The 18,698-nt window shown below is 69.4% G+C and carries 16 protein-coding genes; 13 read left to right on the top strand and 3 right to left on the bottom strand.

The window, feature by feature from the left end; genetic code table 11:
• Nucleotides 1-26: 26 nt before the first annotated feature.
• Complete coding sequence (gene pfkB / locus IE191_RS07700; RefSeq protein ID WP_191323781.1) at nucleotides 27-977, bottom strand: 1-phosphofructokinase; 951 nt, start codon at nucleotides 975-977, stop codon at nucleotides 27-29.
• Complete coding sequence (gene ptsP / locus IE191_RS07695; protein ID WP_373299263.1) at nucleotides 977-3,547, bottom strand: phosphoenolpyruvate--protein phosphotransferase; 2,571 nt, start codon at nucleotides 3,545-3,547, stop codon at nucleotides 977-979. The genes pfkB and ptsP overlap by 1 nt, the downstream gene beginning before the upstream one ends.
• Before the next feature lie 162 nt (nucleotides 3,548-3,709).
• On the opposite strand from ptsP, the gene IE191_RS07690 reads away from it, so the two are divergent.
• From IE191_RS07690 to IE191_RS07640, 11 genes are all read left to right on the top strand, one after another.
• Nucleotides 3,710-4,696, top strand: coding sequence for a LacI family DNA-binding transcriptional regulator (locus IE191_RS07690; protein WP_191323779.1), 987 nt, complete (start codon nucleotides 3,710-3,712; stop codon nucleotides 4,694-4,696).
• Between the two features lie 185 nt (nucleotides 4,697-4,881).
• Nucleotides 4,882-6,846 (top strand): methyl-accepting chemotaxis protein, encoded by a 1,965-nt coding sequence (locus IE191_RS07685; protein ID WP_229815176.1) that lies wholly within the window; start codon nucleotides 4,882-4,884, stop codon nucleotides 6,844-6,846.
• A 35-nt stretch (nucleotides 6,847-6,881) separates the two neighbouring features.
• Nucleotides 6,882-8,513 (top strand): chemotaxis protein CheW, encoded by a 1,632-nt coding sequence (locus tag IE191_RS07680; protein ID WP_191323778.1) that lies wholly within the window; start codon nucleotides 6,882-6,884, stop codon nucleotides 8,511-8,513.
• A gap of 35 nt (nucleotides 8,514-8,548) precedes the next feature.
• Nucleotides 8,549-9,664: a chemotaxis-specific protein-glutamate methyltransferase CheB gene (cheB, locus tag IE191_RS07675; RefSeq protein ID WP_191323777.1), complete on the top strand. Its 1,116-nt coding sequence runs from the start codon at nucleotides 8,549-8,551 to the stop codon at nucleotides 9,662-9,664.
• A complete protein-coding gene (locus IE191_RS07670) occupies nucleotides 9,652-10,254 on the top strand; it encodes a HEAT repeat domain-containing protein (RefSeq protein WP_191323776.1) in 603 nt (200 codons plus the stop codon). The genes cheB and IE191_RS07670 overlap by 13 nt, the downstream gene beginning before the upstream one ends.
• A gap of 4 nt (nucleotides 10,255-10,258) precedes the next feature.
• Nucleotides 10,259-11,137: a CheR family methyltransferase gene (locus tag IE191_RS07665; protein WP_191323775.1), complete on the top strand. Its 879-nt coding sequence runs from the start codon at nucleotides 10,259-10,261 to the stop codon at nucleotides 11,135-11,137.
• On the top strand, nucleotides 11,134-11,571 hold the full coding sequence (locus tag IE191_RS07660) for a response regulator (RefSeq protein ID WP_191323774.1): 438 nt from the start codon (nucleotides 11,134-11,136) through the stop codon (nucleotides 11,569-11,571). Before IE191_RS07665 ends, IE191_RS07660 begins: the two co-directional genes overlap by 4 nt.
• A 26-nt stretch (nucleotides 11,572-11,597) precedes the next feature.
• Nucleotides 11,598-13,922, top strand: a complete 2,325-nt coding sequence (locus tag IE191_RS07655) for a chemotaxis protein CheA (RefSeq protein ID WP_191323773.1) — start codon at nucleotides 11,598-11,600, stop codon at nucleotides 13,920-13,922.
• Nucleotides 13,922-14,272: a hypothetical protein gene (locus IE191_RS07650; protein ID WP_191323772.1), complete on the top strand. Its 351-nt coding sequence runs from the start codon at nucleotides 13,922-13,924 to the stop codon at nucleotides 14,270-14,272. The genes IE191_RS07655 and IE191_RS07650 overlap by 1 nt, the downstream gene beginning before the upstream one ends.
• Nucleotides 14,269-14,640 carry a response regulator gene (locus IE191_RS07645; RefSeq protein ID WP_191323771.1) on the top strand — a complete coding sequence of 124 codons (372 nt, stop codon included), beginning with the start codon at nucleotides 14,269-14,271 and terminating at the stop codon, nucleotides 14,638-14,640. The genes IE191_RS07650 and IE191_RS07645 overlap by 4 nt, the downstream gene beginning before the upstream one ends.
• A gap of 1 nt (nucleotide 14,641) precedes the next feature.
• Nucleotides 14,642-15,799 (top strand): methyl-accepting chemotaxis protein, encoded by a 1,158-nt coding sequence (locus IE191_RS07640; protein ID WP_191323770.1) that lies wholly within the window; start codon nucleotides 14,642-14,644, stop codon nucleotides 15,797-15,799.
• Nucleotides 15,800-15,805: 6 nt separating this feature from the next.
• Here the strand turns inward: IE191_RS07640 and IE191_RS07635 are convergent, their stop codons facing one another.
• Entirely contained in the window at nucleotides 15,806-16,735 is a 930-nt protein-coding gene (locus IE191_RS07635; RefSeq protein ID WP_191323769.1) for a MerR family transcriptional regulator, read from the bottom strand.
• Between the two features lie 307 nt (nucleotides 16,736-17,042).
• Between IE191_RS07635 and IE191_RS07630 the strand changes: the two genes are divergently transcribed.
• Nucleotides 17,043-17,417 carry a response regulator gene (locus tag IE191_RS07630; protein WP_191323768.1) on the top strand — a complete coding sequence of 125 codons (375 nt, stop codon included), beginning with the start codon at nucleotides 17,043-17,045 and terminating at the stop codon, nucleotides 17,415-17,417.
• 6 nt (nucleotides 17,418-17,423) lie between these two features.
• Nucleotides 17,424-18,698, top strand: a 1,275-nt coding sequence (locus IE191_RS07625; RefSeq protein ID WP_191323767.1) for a methyl-accepting chemotaxis protein, incomplete at its 3' end; no start/stop codon positions are given.

Here is an 18,698-nt window from a genome sequence, read left to right as displayed (position 1 = left end):
CAAGCTTCTGTCTGTTGCCGCGCGCGTTACGGGCGCGGGCCGAGAATGACGTCTTGCGCCAGGGCTTCCACCCCGCTGCGTTCGGGCAGGTTCGGCCCGGCCATGCCCAGCTTGGCCACGGCAAAGGCGGTGGCGAGCCGCGCGGTTTCCGCAAGGCCCAGCCCGGCGACATGGGCGGCGGCAATGCCCGCGACCATGGCATCGCCCGCACCGACCGTGCTGGCCACGCCCAGCGGCCCCAGCGGTGGCAGCGGCAGCCGCGCATGCAGCGCGCCGTCGCCGTTGACGAACAGCGCGCCTTCGCTGCCCATCGACACCACCACTTTGGCCACGCCCCGCGCTTGGAGCGCGCGCGCGGCGGCCAGCAGCGCGGCCATGTCGGCCAGCGGCTCCCCTGCCCAGGCGGCCAGTTCATCGCGGTTGGGCTTGATCACGTGGGGCAGCACCGGCGCGGCCAGCGCGCGGGTCAGGGACACGCCACTGGCATCGAGCAGCACATGCGCGCCTTGCCCGCGCAGCCGCGCGACCAGGGTGGCATAGCAATCTGGCGGGCAGCCGGGGGGGAGACTGCCCGCCAGCACTACCATGTCTCCCGGCACGGCGCTGGCGGCCAGGCCATCGAGCACGGTGGCAAGGGTCTCGTCGGTCACCGCCAGGCCATCGAGATTGATATCGGTGGTGTCGTGCGCGTCGACCAGCTTGAGATTGACGCGGGTGGCGCCGTCCACCCGCGCCATCGCATCGGTGATCGGCTTGGCGGCAAACAGCGCCTCGAACGGGGCGGCGTTGTCGCGCCCGAGCAGGCCGTGGGCAGAGACGGGCACGCCCCAGTCGGCCAGGCAACTGGCCACATTGATGCCCTTGCCGCCCGCGTTCTGGCGCACGCCGCGCGCGCGGTGGACCTGGCCGGGCACGAGCGCGTCGAGCGTGATCGTCTCGTCGATCGCGGGATTGAGCGTGAGCGTGTGGACGCGCATCAGGCGGCCCCTCCATCAAGCGCGGCATGATCGAGCGCGCGCACTTCGGCAGCGCCCGGCTGGGCCAGCGCGCGGCGGGCCAGGTCTTGCAGATCGGCGAGGCTGGCGCCGCGCAGGCGCGCTTTCACCGCCGGAATGTCACGCGGGGTCATCGACAGTTCGGTGACGCCAAGGCCCGTGAGCAGCGCCGCGCCGAACGGATCGCCGGCCAGGCCGCCGCACACGCCGACCCAGCGATCGTGCGTTTTCGCGCCTTCCACGGTCAGCGCGATCAGGCGCAGCACGGCGGGATGCAGGCTGTCCGCCTCGGCCGCAAGGTCAGGATTCTGGCGGTCGATCGCCAGGGTATATTGCGTCAGGTCGTTGGTGCCGATCGAGAAGAAATCGGCATGTTCGGCCAGCGCGGCGGCCTGCACGGCGGCAGCGGGCACTTCGATCATGATGCCGATCGGCACGGCCGGGGCATCGAGTTCGACGCGGATTTCCTCGCAGCGGGCGCGCAGGCGTTGCAGTTCCCAGGCGGACGTGATCATCGGGAACATGATCGAGAGATCGCCGCCGTGCCGGGCCGCGCGATAGAGCGCGCGCAGTTGCGGATCGAGCAGGTCGGGCCGGCGCAGCAGCAGCCGCGCGCCGCGCACGCCCAGGAACGGGTTTTCCTCCTTGGGCAAGTCAAGGTGCGGCACCTGCTTGTCGCCGCCGATATCAAGCGCGCGCACGATCAGCGGCTTGTTGCCCAGGGCCTCGATCATTGCGCGATAGATCGCTTCCTGCTCGTCTTCGCCGGGCGTGTCGCCGCGTTCCAGGAACAGGAATTCGGTGCGCATCAGGCCCACGCCCTCGGCGCCTTCGGCCAGGGCAAAGGGCACCGAATCCGGCCGGTTGACGTTGGCGGCGATGGCCACCTGGTGCCCGTCGGTGGTGATCGCCGGGCGGCTGCGCTCGGCCTCCTGTGCCTTGCGGCGGGCGGCGATGCGATCGATCCAGGCCTGCGCGCTGGCGAGGTCCGCTTCGCCGGGATCGAGCCAGACGCGGCCAGCATCGCCGTCGACGATGACCTTGGCCCCGGCCTTGAGCGCCAGCAGATCGTTGCCCAGCGCAACCACCGAGGGCAGGCCGAGCGTGCGCGCCAGGATCGCACTGTGCGAGGTGGGGCCGCCCAGCGCCGTGGCGATGCCGGCCACTTTGGCGGGATCGAGCGTGGCCGTGTCGGACGGGGAGAGATCGGCCGCCACCAGCACGCAAGGGGTGCCATCGGCGCTCTCGGGCAGGCTGTCGATCGAGCCGGTGGCAAGCGCAGGATCGATCGCGGCGAGCACGCGGCGGCCCACATCGTGCAGGTCTGCCGCGCGGGCGGCGAGCACGGGATTGCCCAGCGCGGAAAGCTGCCCGGCAATGCGGCTGACTGCCTGGTGCCACGACCACGCCACGCCATGGCCTTCGACCATGAGCTGGCAGGTCAGCGTGATCAGGTCGGTATCGTCGAGCAGATCGGCCTGCGCCTTGAAGATCGCGGCATCGCCTGCGCCGAGGCGGCGGGTGGTGTCGTCGATCAGCGCGGTCATCTGCGCGCGGGTGCGCCGGAGCGCTTCGTCGAGCATGGCGCCGCCCCGGCCCAGGTCCACCGGCTCATCAGGCACGGCGAGTTCGGCGGCGGCGACCACGTGGATCGTGCCGATGGCCAGGCCCGGACTGGCCGCCACGCCGGGCAGCATGGCCAGCGTGCCCTGCGGCTGCCAGCCGCGCCCGCCGGTGTCGGCCGCTGCGGCGCGCTTGGCCGCGGCGCGGGCGGCGTCTTCCTGCTCGCGCGCGGTCAGGCGGCGGGCTGCGGCGAGGAACTGCTCCACCGCCGCGCGGCCCTGCGCGCCATCGGCCGAGATGGTGATCGTGTCGCCGCACTTGAGGCCGAGTTGCAGCAGCGAGACCAGGCTGCGCGGATCGGCACTGTCGGCCCCATGGCGCACGCGCAAGGCCGCCGGGGCGGCGCGCGCCGCTTCCATCCAGGCCGAGGCGGGGCGGGCGTGCAGCCCGGCGGGATAGTCCACGGTCCAGGTGGCGGCATGGGCCAGGTCATCGAGCGGCGCGGCGGCGGGCGCGGTGGCCCCATCCTCGCCCAGGGCGCGGGCAATGGCGTGGGGATCATCGCTCGCCACCAGCGCAGCCAGGCGCGCTTCGTCCTGAATCAGGCGGGTCAGGCGGCGCAGGATGGCGATGTGGCTGTCGGAATTGGCGGCAATGCCGACAACGAGGTGCGCGGTCTGGCCGGGGTTCCATTCCACCCCGTCGCGGAGTTGCAGCACGGCGATGCCGTCGCGCCGCACCAGGCCCTTGTCTTCGCCCAGCCCGTGGGGGATCGCCACGCCCGATTGCGCGCCGCCGCCCAGGAAGGTGTTGGCCACGCCCTCGCGCCGCACCATGCTGTCTTCATAGCCTGGCGCCACGCAGCCGGCCGCGACCAGCATCTGCCCGACCTGGCGAATCGCGTCTTCCTTGCCGGTGGCCTGCGCGCCGATGCGCACCAGAGCCGCCTCTTCGGGCAAAATCGCGGGGTTGGGCAGCATTTCGCGCATCTCTCCTCGGGCCGTTTGTCAGCGGGCTTGGGCCGCTGCTGTGCTTTCAGAAAACGTTTTCTCGTGAATTTTGTCAAGAGGCTTGCGCAAATGGGCGGATTGGGGCCATTCTTGACGGAAGAACAGGCCGATTGGCCCGGGGGATGGAGAGAACGTTTTCTGATGGCTGTGGGGATCAAGGACGTAGCGCGGGTGGCCGGGGTTTCGGCGGCCACGGTGTCGCGGGTGCTGGCCGGCAAGGCGGTGGACGCGGCGATGCAGGCGCGGGTGCTGGCGGCGGTGGAAAGCACCGGCTATCGCCCCAACCTGGCGGCGCGGCGGCTGCGCTCGCGGCATTCCAACGTGATCGGCCTGATCGTGGCCGATATCCGCAACCCGTTCTTCACCGCCGTCTCGCGCAGCGTGGAAACCGTGGCCGCCGCGCGCGGCATGCAGGTGATCTTGTGCAACACCGACGAGGATCCGGCCAAGGAGGCGATGTACCTTGACCTGATGCACCAGGAACGCGCCGCCGGGGTGATCCTGGCGCCGTCGCGCCAGCGTGTCGCGCAGACCGAGCGGCCCGCCGGGGAACGCCCGGTGGTCTTGATCGACCGCGCGATTCCGGGGGCGGACCTCGATTGCGTGCTGCTCGACAACGAACGCATGGCCGCCGTGCTGGTGGAGCATCTCCACGCCCGTGGCCACCGCCGCGTGGCCGGCCTGTTTGGCGCGATGAGCACCACGGGCCTGGAACGCCGCGCCGGGTTCGAGCGTGCCGCCGCCGCGCTGGGCCTGGAAGCCCAGGCGATGGCCGTGCCGCACAGCACGGGCGAGGCGGAGCGCGCGCTGGCCGGGCTGCTGTCCGGCCCCGGCCGCCCCGATGCGCTGGTGGCCAGCAACGGTGTCATGCTGCTGCACATCCTGCGCGCCTTGCGCGCGCAGGGGCTGTCGGTACCCGGCGACATCGCGCTGGCCGGCTTCGACAACAACGACTGGATGGATTTCGTCGGCCAGGGCACCTGCGGGGCGGGCGGGATCAGCGTGATCGAGCAGCCGGTGGAGGAAATCGGCCGCACGGCCACGGCCATGCTGCTGGACCGGCTGGACAATCCCGATGCGCCGACGCGCAAGGTGGTGCTGGCGGGCAAGCTGGTGGCGCGCGGCTGAGGCCATTTCAGGCGCGCGCGCCGCTGTGGGAATGGTTAAAACCGCCATGCCCGGGGCCGGGCGCCTCTTACGGATCGCAACGGCAACCTCGCATCATCACCTTGCCGACATGATGCGGGCAAAGCCGGTCGACAGGATTTTCCGCGTGTTTGACGCCCGCCGGCACTTGGCAAGGAGTGTTGGCGATGGCCTTGGTGAAGAAGGAAAACCTCAATGGCGGCGGCCCCGACAAGGGCATGCTGGCCACCCAGACGCTGGCGCGCAAGGCGCCGGCGCGGGCCGCCGGGGGTGAACCGCCCGCCACGCGCGAGGCCGATGCGCGCAAGCGGGCGGCGCGGACCTATGCCCGCCAGCAACAGGCCGCCGAGCGAATCGCGGCGGCCAGCATCCAGCTTGCCGGCGGGGTGACCGAAGCCTCCGAAGCGCTCGACCTGCTGCAATCGGCAATGACGCAGATTTCCGCCGGGGCCGAGCAGGCCTCCAGCGCGTCGCAGCAATCGCTCCAGAACGTGACCACGATCAGCAGCCTGGTGCGCGATTGCCGCCACGCGGCGGATGCCTCGCTCCAGCGCACGCGCGGCCTGCAAAAGCTGCTGGAGGAAAACCGCGTGCAGATCACCGCGTCGGTCAGCGCGCTGGAAACCGCCTCGCAGCGGCAGGCCGCCTCGGTCAAGACGGTGAGCGACCTGGAAGCCCAGGCCAGCAACATCGGCGAAATCGTCAAGGCCGTGGCGCGCATTGCCGACCAGACCAACCTGCTCGCGCTCAATGCCGCGATCGAGGCGGCGCGCGCGGGCGAACATGGCAAGGGCTTTGCCGTGGTGGCCGACGAAGTGCGCACCCTCGCTGAAACATCGGAAAAGAGCGCCACCGAGATCCAGTCGCTGGTCGGCCAGATCCAGGGCGAAGTGCAGCAGATCGCGCAAGGCATTCTCGCCTCGGCCGAAGCCGCGCGGGCCGAGGCGCAGAAGGGCACCGACGTGACCGTGCAACTTGGCGAGCTGCGCGGCGACATGGACACGATCCTCTCGGGCGCGGACCTGATCGCCCGGCTCAACGCCGAATCCGAAACGGCCGTGGTCGAAGCGCAAAAGGGCTCCGAAGCGATTTCCAGCGCCGCGGCGGAACAGTCCGCCGCCTGCGAGGAAGTGCTCGCCACGCTGGAACAGCAGGGCACGGCGCTGCGCGAAAGCGATGCCACGGCGCAGAATCTCTCGGAAATCGCCGAGGACATGAAGAACGCCACCGATGTGCGCAAAAGCGCCGAGGAAGTCGCTTCGGCGGCCGAGGAGCTGTCTTCGGCGGTGGAGGAAATCAACCGGTCGGCCAGCCAGATCCTGGTGGCGATCGACCAGATCGCGGGTGGCGCCCGCACCGCCTCGGCAGCGGCCAACCAGTCCAGCGCGGCGGTCGAGCAGATCCGCAAGGGCGCGCAGCGTTCGAGCGAGGCGGCCGAGGCAGGCCTGGAGCGCGGTGTTGCGGTGTCCGAGCGCATTGCCCAGAGCCGCAGCGCGGTGGAGGAAATGATCGCCGGGGTGGCGCAATCGGTGGACAGCAATGCCCGCCTGCGCGGCCAGGTGACGCAACTGGGCCAGGTCTCGCGCCGGATCGACAAGATCGTGGAAGCGATCACGACCGTGGGCATCAAGACCAACATGCTGGCCGTCAACGGATCGGTGGAAGCCGCGCGCGCCGGCGAATTCGGCCAGGGCTTTGCCGTGGTGAGCAACGACATCCGCAACCTGGCCGAGGAATCCTCGGAAAACGCCGACCGCATCAAGGACTTGGTCCGCACCATCCAGGAGCAGATCGCCAACGTTGCCGGAGACCTCGACAACATCAGCCGCTCTGCGCTGGACGAAGTGGAGAAGAACAAGGTCATCACCGCCGATCTTGCGCGCGTGACCGACGATATGCGCGAAGTGCTCGACGGCAACCGCGCCATCCGCGCAAGCGCGGCGGAAATGCTGCGCCAGGTGACCGAGGTGCAGACCGGCATCACCCAGATCGCCGCCGCCGCGACCCAGGCGGACCAGGCCGCCACCCAGGCCGCCAGCGCCGCCAAGCAGCAGAGCCAGGGTGCCGAGGAACTGGCCGTGGCGATCGAGGAAATCGCCTCGATGGCCGACGAGCTGCAATCCAACGCCTGAATCCCAGGGCACACCCCCGGCCAGGGAGACGGCACATGCTTCATACCAGGATAGAGGCCGAAGGCGCAGCGGAGCTCGCGCCCGCGCGCGCGGGTGCGGACCACGCGGCGCCCCCGGCGCAGCCCCGGCAGTTCACCATCTTCACCGTGGACGGAGAGACTTTTGCCGTCTCGCTTGACGAAGTGAAGGAAATCATCCGCATGCCCGAGGTGGTGCGCGTGCCGCTGGCGCCACCCAGCCTGGAAGGTCTGACCAACCTGCGCGGCACGGTGCTGCCGGTGGTCAACACCCGCAGCCTGTTCGGCGGCGCGCCGGTGCCGGCCGATGACGCGACGCGGGTGGTGATCCTCGATCGCGGGCAATCGATCGGCATTGTCGTTGATCGCGTGGTCAGCGTGGTCTCGGTCGATCCCGAGCGGATCGAGGACGCCGCCTCGGTGGAAACCAGCGTGCGGTCTGACCTGCTGCGCGGGGTGATCAAGGACCAGAGCGGGCTGGGCCTGGTCATGGTGCTCGATGCCGCGCGGCTGGTGGAGCAGGAATTCCAGGCCCTGGCCCATGGCCGGGCGGAAGGGGCAGGGCTCGCCGCCGGCCTGGCGAGCGATCCCGCTGCCGGGACGGGCGGCGCGCCAGAGGCGGGCCAGGCCGATCTGGAAGAGCTGCAACTGGTGAGCTTTGAAGTGGCCGGGCAAGAATATGCGCTGCCCATCCACAGCGTGCGCGAGATCGTGCAACTGCCCGAAACCGTCACCCGCGTGCCCAAGGCGCCGGGCAGCGTGATGGGCGTGATCGCGCTGCGCGACCGGCTGTTGCCGGTGGTCAGCCTGCGCCACCTGTTCGGCCTGGCCGCCGGGCAAGTGGCCGATCACAACCGCGTTGCGGTGGTTTCGGTCGGCCCGGCCGGGCTGCTGGTGGGCGTGGTGCTGGACAAGGTCAACGAAGTGCTGCGCGTGCGCCGCAGCGGCATCGATGCCATGCCGCCGATGCTCGCGGCCGACAGTTCGCTGGCGGAAATCACCGCGATCTGCCGCCTCGACGGGGGCAAGCGGCTGGTCTCGATCCTGTCGGCCGAGGCCATGTTCGACCCCGGCACGATCGAGGAGGCCCTGAAGGACGCTCAGACGCAAGACATGCAGGGGCAACTCGCCGGGCGGGAAGACCACGCCGTGGCAGGGGAGGACGCAATGGCCGCAAACGATCGCCGTGCGCAAGTGCGGACAGCGGGCGAGGAACAGTTCGTGGTGTTCCGCCTGATGGACGAGGAATTCGGCGTGGACATCGCCACCGTGCAGGAAATCGTGCGCGTGCCAGAAGATCTTGCCCGCGTGCCGCGCACCGACGATCACATTCGCGGCGTGATGAACCTGCGCGGCGCGGTGATCCCGCTGATCGACCAGCGCGCCCGCTTCAACCTGCCGCCCTGCGAGGACAACGATCGCCAGCGCATCGTGGTGTTTACCCACCACGGCGTGCAGACCGGCTTCATCGTCGATTCCGTTTCGGAAGTGATGCGCATTGCCGGCGAGCACATCAAGCCCGCGCCCGACATGTCGGACCAGCAGCGCCGCGTGATCCGCCGCGTGGCCAACCTGCCGCAACAGCGCCGCATGATCCTGCTGCTCGATGCCGCGCAAATGCTCGATGTGCCGCCCGCCCGCGCGGCCTGACCACCACCGAGACCGACCGATCAAGGCATTGGCCAATGAAGGCACTGGTAGTTGACGATTCCGCGCTGATGCGCCGCCAGATCGGCGACATCCTTACCCGTGGCGGCTTGCAGGTGACGACCGCGCGCACCGGGGCCGAGGCGCTGGTGCGGATCGCGCAGGATGCGCCCGATGTCGTCACGCTGGATATCAACATGCCCGAGATGGACGGGCTCACCTGCCTCAGCCGGATCATGGCGGAATGCCCGCTGCCGGTGGTGATGATCTCCTCGCTCACCGAGCGCGGCGCGCTGGCCACGCTGGAGGCGATCGCGCTGGGCGCGGTCGATTTCGTGCACAAGCCGGGCGGCACTGTTTCCACCGCGCTGCGCGAGCAGGAAGACCAGATCATCGCCAAAGTGCTGGCCGCCGCCGGGGCCAGCGTGCGCCGCGCCAGCGGGCTGCGCCAGCGGCTGGTGGCGCGGCGCGATGCGATCATGCGCGCGCCGGTGCGCCCGCGCCCGCGTGGCGGCAGCTATGGACCGGGGCACGAGGCGCTCACGCTGGTGGGCGCGTCCACCGGTGGCCCGGCCGCGCTGGAAGACGTGCTGGCGCCGTTGCCGGCCGACTATCCCATGCCGATCCTGGTGTGCCAGCACATGCCCGCCACGGTCACGCGCCACTTTGCCGAGCGGCTCAACCAGTGCTGCGCCATGCCGGTGGAGGAAGTGCGCCGCCAGACCGAACTGCAACCCGGCACGATCTACCTGGCGCGGGGCGACGCTGACATGATCGTGCTGGAGCGGGGCGGGCGCCTGCTCGCCACGGTGGCCCCTTCCGCGCGCGAGCATACCTGGCACCCCAGTGTCAGCCGCCTGGTGGCCACCGCGATGGATACGGTGACGGCCGATTCCCTGATCGGCGTGCTGCTGACCGGCATGGGCGACGATGGCGCGCGCGAGCTGGCGCAACTGCGCCGCCAGGGCGGCTATACCATTGCCGAAAGCGAGGAAAGCTGCGTGGTCTATGGCATGCCGCGCGCGCTGGTCGAACAGGGCGGCGCGTGCGAGATCCTGCCCTGCCCACAGATCGCGGCCCGCCTGGAACGGCTGGCCTTCACCCGCATGCGCAACATGGCCAAGGGCCTGGAGAACACGTCATGGGCCTGCTGAAAGCCAGTGGTGGCAATTTTTCGCCCACGCCGGGCGTGGAAGAGCGCGCGAGCCTGGATCATGCCGATCCGGCGGTGCGCCGCCGCGCGGTGCAGGCCCTGGCCGGGGAGGCCGGCGCGGTCGACACGCTGGTGGCGATGCTGCCGCATGAAACCGACAATGGCGTGCGCCAGGCCGCGTTCCTGGCGCTGGCTTCGGCCAAGACGGCAGCGGCGGCGCAGGGGCTGGCCGTGCTGCTGGGCGCGGCCGATCCGGCGCTGCGCAACGGCGCGCTGGAAACCCTGGCGACGATGCCCGAGCACGCGCGCGACCTGCTCGATCCGCTGGGCCGCCATGCCGATCCCGACGTGCGCATCTTTGCCGTGCTGCTGGCCGGGGAAATCCATGACGGCGACATCGCGCAATGGCTGATCGCGCTGGCGCAGGCGGAAGCCGATCCCAACGTCTGTTCCTGCCTGGCCGAGGCGCTGGGCGGAACCGGTGCGCCTGGCGCGGGCGAAGCCCTGGCGGCGATTGCCGCGCGGTTTCCTGGCGATCCGTTCCTGGGCTTTGCCGTGGACACCGCCTTGCAGCGGCTGAGCGAGGGCTGATCGCATGGCCAGCCCCCCGCAGGCACCCCCGCTGCATCGCATCGCCGCCCCGCGCATCTCGGCCGAGGATGTCGTGGTGTTCTGCGATTTCTTCTACAAGAAGACCGGCATCAGCATGGATGCCAGCCGCCGCTATTTCATCGACAAGCGGCTGGAAGACCGCATGGCGGCCAACGACTGCAACTCGTTCCGGGAATATCTCTCGCTGGTCAAGTTCCAGCCGGGCGGCGCGGAAATGCAGGCGCTGATCAACGAGATGACGGTCAACGAGACCTATTTCTTCCGCGAGGACTACCAGTTCGCCTGCCTCACCCGGCGCATGCTGGACGAGATCGCCGATCGCAAGGATCCGCGCCGCGACCGCATCCGCATCTGGTCGATCCCCTGCTCGACGGGGGAGGAGCCCTATTCGATCGCCATCTCGATCTTGGAGGACTGGCCGCGCGCGAGCGATTTCGACATCGAGATCATCGCGTCCGACATCGATACCCGCGCCCTCGCCCGCGCGCGCGAAGGCATCTACCAGGCGCGCGCGCTGCACCGCGTTTCCCCGCGCATCCGCGACACCTATTTCCGCAAGCTGGACGGCGAGAACTGGCAGGTGGTGCCCAGCTTGCGCGAGTCCATCGATTTCGGGGTGATCAACGTGTCGAGCCCCACGCAGATGGCCCGGATGCGCGGGATCGACGTGATCTTCTGCCGCAACCTGCTGATCTACTTCGACGATCTTTCGCGGCGGCAGACCGCCGAGCATTTCTTCGACGCGCTCAACCCCGGCGGCTTCGTGGCGCTGGGCCATTCCGAAAGCATGAGCCGCATTTCCAACATCTTCGTGCCGCGCAAGTTTCCCGAGGCACTGGTGCATCAAAGGCCGCTGCCATGAGCCTGTCTCCCCATTCCCTTGCCGCTCCGCCAGCCCCGCCTGCGCCGGGCGAAGCCCCGCCATGCCGCGTGCTGATCGTGGACGACACGCTGACCGTGCGGCTGTTCTGCGCGCAACTGCTCAAGCGCGAGGGCTTCGGCGTGGACGAGGCGATCAATGGCCTGGAAGGGCTGGAGCAGGCCTTGCAGCACCGCTTCGACCTGTTCGTGGTCGACATCAACATGCAGAAGATGGATGGCTATGCCTTCCTTGCGCAAGTGCGCCGCAACCCGGATCTCAAGGCGATCCCGGCCGTGATGCTCAGCACCGAGCAGGGCACCGAGGATATTGCCCGCGCCTATCAGGCCGGCGCCAATTTCTATCTCACCAAGCCGATCGATCCGGTTCGCTTCATGGCAACCGTCAAGCTCATGACAGGTGTGGCATGCCCTTGAAATCGCAACGCAACCAGCCCCCCAGCATGGCCCCGGGGATGGACGGCGCGCTGGCCGGCAGCGAAGCGGCGGAACTGGCCGCCAGCTTTGTCGAGGAAAGCCTCGCCCTGATAGAGCAGGCCAATGCCGCGCTGCTGACGCTGGAAGCCGATCCCGACGATCGCGAGGCGATCAATGCGCTGTTCCGCTCGGTCCATTCGATCAAGGGCGCGGCGGGCCTGTTCGATCTGCCTGCGCTGATCCACTTGGTCCATGCCGGGGAAGACCTGCTGGGCGCGGTGCGCGATGGCAAGCTGCGGGTGAACGCAGCCATGGTCGACGAACTGCTCGCCGGGCTGGACTATGTCACCCGCTGGATCGGCATGTTCCAGGCCCATGGCGCGCTGCCGCCCGAAAAGATGGACATCGCGCGGCGCTTTGCCGCTGCCTATCGCGCCCGGCTCGATGCCATTGCACCTGCCGCAGCCACGCCCGGAGCTGGGCCGGAAGCCGGGCCGGAAGCGGTGCCGGAACCGGGCGTGCGCCACGCCTGGGCAGAGGCGGCGCGCGCCACGCTGGCGGGCGAGGGGGCGGGCGAGGGGGCGCCCGACACGGCAGGCGTGAGCGTGGAATACACCCCCGACGAAGGCTGCTTCTTCAGCGGCGAAGACCCGCTGCGCGTGGCCCTGGCAACGCCGGGGCTGGCCTGGCTCGACATTGCCCCGCGCGAGGCCTGGCCGGAGCGGGCGCGGTTCGATCCCTATGCCTGCAACCTGCGCATCCGCCTGATCGCCTGCGCCGATCGGGCGGAGGTGGAGCACCATTTCCGCTACATGCCCGAAAGCGTCACGCTTGCCGCGCTGGGGCCTGCGCCTGCGCCAGAGCCGGAGAGTGCGGCAGCCCCGGCGCCCGCCATCGTCCTGCCGCCGCTGGCGGTTGAGCTGCTGGAGGCGCAGCGCCGCGCGCTGGCCATGCCCGGGCGGCAGGACCAGGTGGAAGACATTGCCGCCGTGGTGCGCAACATCGCCGCATCCTGCGCCATGCCCTGCCCGCTGGGCGTCGATCATGCCGATGCCGCGCGGGTGAGCGCCGCGATTGCCGCGCTGCTCGATGCCACGCGCGCGGCCTCGCTGCCCGATGCCGCTGCCGCGCCGCTGCCCGAAGGCGGGCCGGTCGGCGGCGCCGGTGGCGCCAGCCGGGGCGAAGCGGCCGAGCGCACGTTGCGCGTGGAGCAGGGCAAGGTGGACCTGCTGATGAATCTGGTGGGCGAACTGGTGGTGGCCAAGAACGCCCTGCCGTTCCTGGCGCGCGACGCGGAAATGCGGTTCAACAGCCGCGAACTCTCGCGCGAGATCAAGGACAAGTATGCGGTGATCGACCGCATCACCCGGCAGATGCAGAACGCGGTGATGGATATCCGCATGATGCCGGTGTCCGACCTGTTCAAGCGCTTTCCCCGCCTGGTGCGCGATATCGCGCGCAAGCAGGACAAGCTGGTCCGCCTGGAGATCGAGGGCGAGAGCACCGAGGCGGACAAGAACATCATCGAGGCCCTGGCCGAGCCGCTGACCCACATCCTGCGCAACAGCCTGGACCACGGCATCGAGACGCCCGCACAGCGGCTGGCCCATGGCAAGGCCGAGACGGCCACGATCCGCCTGGTCGCCTTCCAGGAAGGCGACAGCGTCGTCATCGACGTGATCGACGACGGGCGCGGCATCGATCCCGAGCAGTTGCGGATCAAGGCGGTGGAGCGCGGCTTAATCGACGCCGAACGGGCTGCCCAGCTTGCCGATGCCCAGGCCGTGCAACTGGTGTTCCTGCCCGGCTTTTCCACGGCCGAGACGATTTCAGACTTGTCCGGACGCGGCGTGGGGATGGATGCGGTGCGTGCCGCAGTGGAGCGCTTTGGCGGCGCGGTCTCGCTCGAAAGCCGGCTGGGCCAGGGCGTGACCGTGCGGCTGCGCTTGCCGCTGTCGATGGCGGTGACGCGGGTGTTGACGGTGGAGCTGGCCGGGCAGCTTTATGGTGTGCCGATGGACCTGGTGGTGGAAACCGTGCGGCTGGACCCCGGCGCGATCCGCCGGCTCAAGCAATCGGAAGCCGTGGTGCTGCGCGACCAGGTGATCCCGATTGCCCGGCTGCGCCGCCTGCTGGGCATGGAAGACGTGGCCACTCCGCTGGAATCGGTGCTGATCCTGCGCATCGGCCCGGCGACGATCGGCCTGGTGATCGACGATTTCGGCACGGGCATGGACATCATCCTCAAGCCGTTTTCGGGCATCCTGGCCAACATGAGCGGCTTTTCCGGCACGGCCGTGCTGGGCGATGGGCGCGTGCTGCTGGTGCTCAATCTCAAGGAGATCCTGTGATGGCCATCCGCTATGCCGGCAACCTGGCCGTGCTCGACGGGCAATGCGCGGTGGAGGACGCGGGTGAGCTGGCCGAATGGCTGATCGCCGATGAGACGCGCGCGGTGGACCTGGCCGCCTGCGAGGGCGTGCACACTGCCGTGCTGCAATGCCTGAAGGCGCTGCGCCCGCCGCTCGCCGCCGCCCCGGCCGATCCCACGCTGGCGCGCTGGCTTGGCCCGCTTCTGCCGCCGCAAAGCGAAGGGCCGCACGAAACACCGCGCCGCCGCCGCTCGTCCCGCGCCACATCGGCTGGGCCGGAACCGCGAGCCGTCTCCCAACGCCGCAACAGGAAGGGTGCAAGCCAATGAAAACCGTGATGCTGGTGGACGATTCCCCGCCGATCCTGATGAGCATGGAAGCGATCCTGGGGCGCGCCGGCTATGGCGTGATCAAGGCGTCGAGCGGCGAGGAGGCCCTGCACAAGTTGCAGGGCGGGGCACGGCCCAACCTGGTGATCACCGATCTGAACATGGCGGCGATGAATGGCATCGATCTGATCCGCGCCATGCGCCAGATGGCCGTCACCCGGTTCACGCCGATCCTGATGCTGACCACCGAATCCGCGATGGACCGGCGCCAGGAAGCGCGCAGCGCGGGGGCCACCGGCTGGATCGTCAAGCCCGTGCAACCGGCCGACCTGCTGGCCGTGGTGCGCCAGATGGTGCCGGGAGGATGACATGTTCGCTTTGCTGACCCGCCTGCTGCGCCGGGGCCACGCGCCCGGCGTGCCACCCGCCATCCCCCCCGACGGCGCGCCCGAACTTCTGGGCGAGGCGCACGCCGACGAACCCGTACCGGCACCCGTGCCCGCGCCCCAAACAGCGCCGGACAATGTCGTTCCGTTTTCCCCGCCCGAGAGTCGCTATCACCGCATCCATCCCCAGACCATGGCGCTGGTGGAGGAAATGCAGAGCTATGCCGGCTTTGTGGAGATCATGCAGGCCCATCTCACCAATGTCTGCGGAGAGACCCAGGCCGCCGCCGAGGACATTCTGGGCCAGGCGCTGAACATCGAGGGCAGCGTTTCGGGCCTGGTGCGCCACGTGGGCGACACGATGCAGTCCGACCGGCTGGTCGATGCCAGCGATGCCATGCACCTGAGCGTGGAAACCGGGCGCGCGATGATTGCCGAGTTGATCCGCCAGCACGCGGAGACGCAGACCGAGATCCGGCACAGCCTGGACACGGTGCGCGCGCTGTCCAACCGCATGCGCAGCCATCTGGGCGAGATCGAGGACGTGCGCCGCTACACCGATCTGCTGGCGATCAACGCGCGCATCCGCATTGCCGGGCTGGGCAAGAACACCGGGCTGGAAGTGATTGCCGAGGAAATCCGCGCGCTGGCCACCCAGACCGGGCGCCTGGCGAGCGACCTCAACCACGAGCTGACCGAAATGGACCTGATGATCAGCGAAGACCTGATCGCCAAGGTATCCAGCCAGCAGCGCACCGACGATGCCCGCACCGAGGATCTCCAGCGCAGCTTTGCCAAGCTGGCCGAACACATGAACACGCTCAACCAGTTCCAGGCGGACCTGATCCGCGAAGTGCAGCGGCGCGGAGAGGACATGCGCGAACCGCTCAACACGCTGTGCGGCTCGATCCAGTTCCAGGATGTGGCGCGCCAGCAGCTCGAACAGGTCAGCCGCGCGCTGTCGATGATTTCGGATCACTTCGTCGCGCTCTCTAGCGCGATCATCCATGATGGCGCGCCGCCCGACAGCTCGATCGCCACGTGCCTCAGCTCGATCCTGGGCAGCTATGTGATGGAGCAGCAGCGCGCCGCGCATCGGGGCGAATCCGCCGCCACCGCACCCAAGATCGAGCTGTTCTGAGCCGCATCAACCCAACGCTTGCTGCCGGCGCCAGGCATCGGCGGCCTGCCCCAGGCTGCTGAACCGGGTTACCCCTTCGGGCAAGGGACCATCGAGCCCGGCGCAGCCGCCGCCGGCCCATAGCGCCGTGGCGGACGGCAGGCCCCGGCGCAGCGCACCGAGCAGCGGCGCCACCGCCGCCGGGCGGAAGAACGAAGAAAACGAAACCGCCACCACCTGCGCGCGATGATGCGCCGCCGCCTCTGCCAATTGCGCGGGCGGCAGTTGCGTGCCGAGGTTGATGATGAGGCCACCCTGCGCGGCCAACGTCACTTCGAGCATGGCCAGACCCAGCCCATGGCTCTCCTCCGGCAGCGTGGCCAGCACGGCGACGGGTGCCGCCCTCCTGTCAGCCCCGGCCTGAAGGGCAAGCGCGGCAGCGCCCAGCGTGCGCGCCAGAATCTCGCTGGCCAAGTGCTCCTGATGCACCGCGATCCGTCCGGCGTGCCAGGCTTCGCCGATCGCGATCAGCAGCGGGGCGGCCAGTCCCATCACGAAATCAGCGGCCCCGCGCCGCGCCAGGCAGGCCGCGAGATGGGCCGCCAGCGCCACCGAGTGGCCTTGTTCCGCCAGAGTCAGCGCTGCCTGCACATCGGCATCCAGGCCGATCGCCAAGCGGGCGTCGCCCAGGCTCTGTTGCTCGGCCAGCGCGGCCAGTTGCGGCAGGGGCAGGGGTACCACCGCGCCGGCCCGCGCGCCCGCGTCGATCAGGCGGCGCAGCAGGCGCAGGCGATCGAGCTGTTCGGGCGCGAAGCAGCGGCGGCCCCGATCATCGCGCGCGGGCACGGGAAAGCCATAGCGGCGCTCCCACGCGCGCAGCAGATCGGCGCGCAGGCCGGTGGCCGCGACCACGTCGGCCAGAGGCATCCATTGCTCGTGCTGGTGTGCCGGGTCCATTGCCCCTGCCTGGCGCGATGGACTTGCCATGGCCTTAACCCGGCCCTCCGGCTGTCCACCCTGCGCCCGGACAAGGCCGATCCCCTATCTGGCAACCTATGTAGTGATACGGGCGCGATCGGGTGGGAACTTAACCGCGCTGCGCAACAGAGTGTTCCGGACTGGCCGTGCAAGAACGGGGGTGCGAGGCTGGTCGGCACGATCCGATTCCGCCTCGACCCGAACCCAACCAGGCCCGTCCTGTCCGGTACAAAGCCTTTGCCCAAAGGCCTCCCGCCCCGGATGACGCCAGCAGGAATTGAACGCCATGCGCAAGACCATCCTGATCGTCGATGACTCGCCCACCATGATCATGAGCGTACGCGCCACGCTGGAGATGAACGGGTACGCCGTGGAATCCGCCAGCGACGGCAGCCGCGCGATGAGTGCGCTCAACAGTGGTCTGCGGCCCGACCTGATCATCACCGACATCAACATGCCCAACATGGGCGGGCTGGAATTCATCCGCAATGCGCGCGGCGTTTCCTCTTGCCGGTTCACCCCGATCCTGACGCTGACCACCGAAAGCGAGCGGGCCAAGCGCGACGAGAGCCGCCGGCTTGGCGCCACCGGCTGGCTGGTGAAGCCCATTTCCGGGCCGGACCTGCTCGGGGTGATCCGCCAGATCCTGCCTGCGGCCTGACGCGCGGTGGGCGCTGGCCTCGCGACGCTGCTGCTGGGCGCGGCAGCCCTGGCGCTGGTGGCGCTGTGGCGGGGATGGCAGCCTCGTGCGCCGGAAAGGGAGCCGTCCGGCGTGACCGGGCCAGAGCCGGAACCGGTGGCCGACACCGGCGGCCTCGCGTTCCTGTCCGATCCCTTTGCCATTCCCCCGCCCGTCCTGGCCGACATGCAGGCAGTGCAGCCTTTCGTCGATACGCTGTGCGGGCAGATCGAAGGCATCCAGGCCGATGTGGCCGATGGCGTGGTCAATGTGGTGCGCCGGGTGGAATCGATCAGCACGCTGTCGGCCGGGCAGCGCGATCGCATCTTTGCCTCGCTCGCCGGCGCGCAGGCCATGCGGGAGGCAGTGGCCATGCCCGGCGAGATTGTCGCGCGGCTGGGCCACATGCTGGCCGAGCGCGATCGCCGCATTGCCGAGAACTTTGCCGGTCTCCAGGCGCTGGCCGGGGAATTCCAGGCCTTGCGCGATACGGTCGACGTGATTTCACAAGTGGCCGACAAGGCCTTCTTCCTGGCGATCAACGCCTCGGTCGAGGCGCACCACCAGGGCCGCGCAGGCCTGGCCTTTGGCCTGATCGCCACCGAAATGCGCAGCCTGGCCAGCCAGACCGCCGATGGCGCGCGGCAGGTGGGGCAAAGCATCCACACCTTTTCCGACCGCATGCATGCCCAGATCGCTGCCGCCATGCCCGGTGCTGCTGGCAAGGCCGATGGCGCGGGTGGCGGCGCGGGCGAGATGGGGGCGCTGCTCGCCGAACTGGGGACCGCGCAGGAACGCGCGCTCGAGGCGGCCGCGCAGCTCGACACCGCGATGCAGACGCTCGACACCGGACACGCCGAGATCGTCCGCTCGCTGTCCGATATCCTTGGCAACCTGCAATTCCAGGACGTGATGCGCCAGCGGCTGGAACAGATCTTCGGTGCGCTGCGCGAACTGGAAGACCTGATCGCGCAATCGACCTCGGGCGCGCCGCCAACCCGCTCGCTGCTCGACGTGCTGGAACAGCAGCGCGCGCTATGTCATGGAAAGCCAGCGCCAGGTGCATGGCGCCATCGTCAACGACAATGCCCCGGCCGAAGAGGCCGACGCGGCGCCCGCTGCCAGGATCGAGCTGTTCTGAGCGCGTGTTTGGGTTATCCGGCTGCGCCGGATGTGCTGCCCCGGCCCTCTCCCCCACCCGGCCTCCCACAAGGTACCATCGTTGGGAGGCCGGGTGGGGGAGAGGGCCAGTGCCGCACTGAA

This window comes from Novosphingobium pokkalii, assembly GCF_014652855.1.
Taxonomy (GTDB): domain Bacteria; phylum Pseudomonadota; class Alphaproteobacteria; order Sphingomonadales; family Sphingomonadaceae; genus Novosphingobium; species Novosphingobium pokkalii.
The sequence above is the reverse complement of the archived record's forward strand: the minus strand, read 5'-3'. Positions and strand labels throughout refer to the sequence as shown.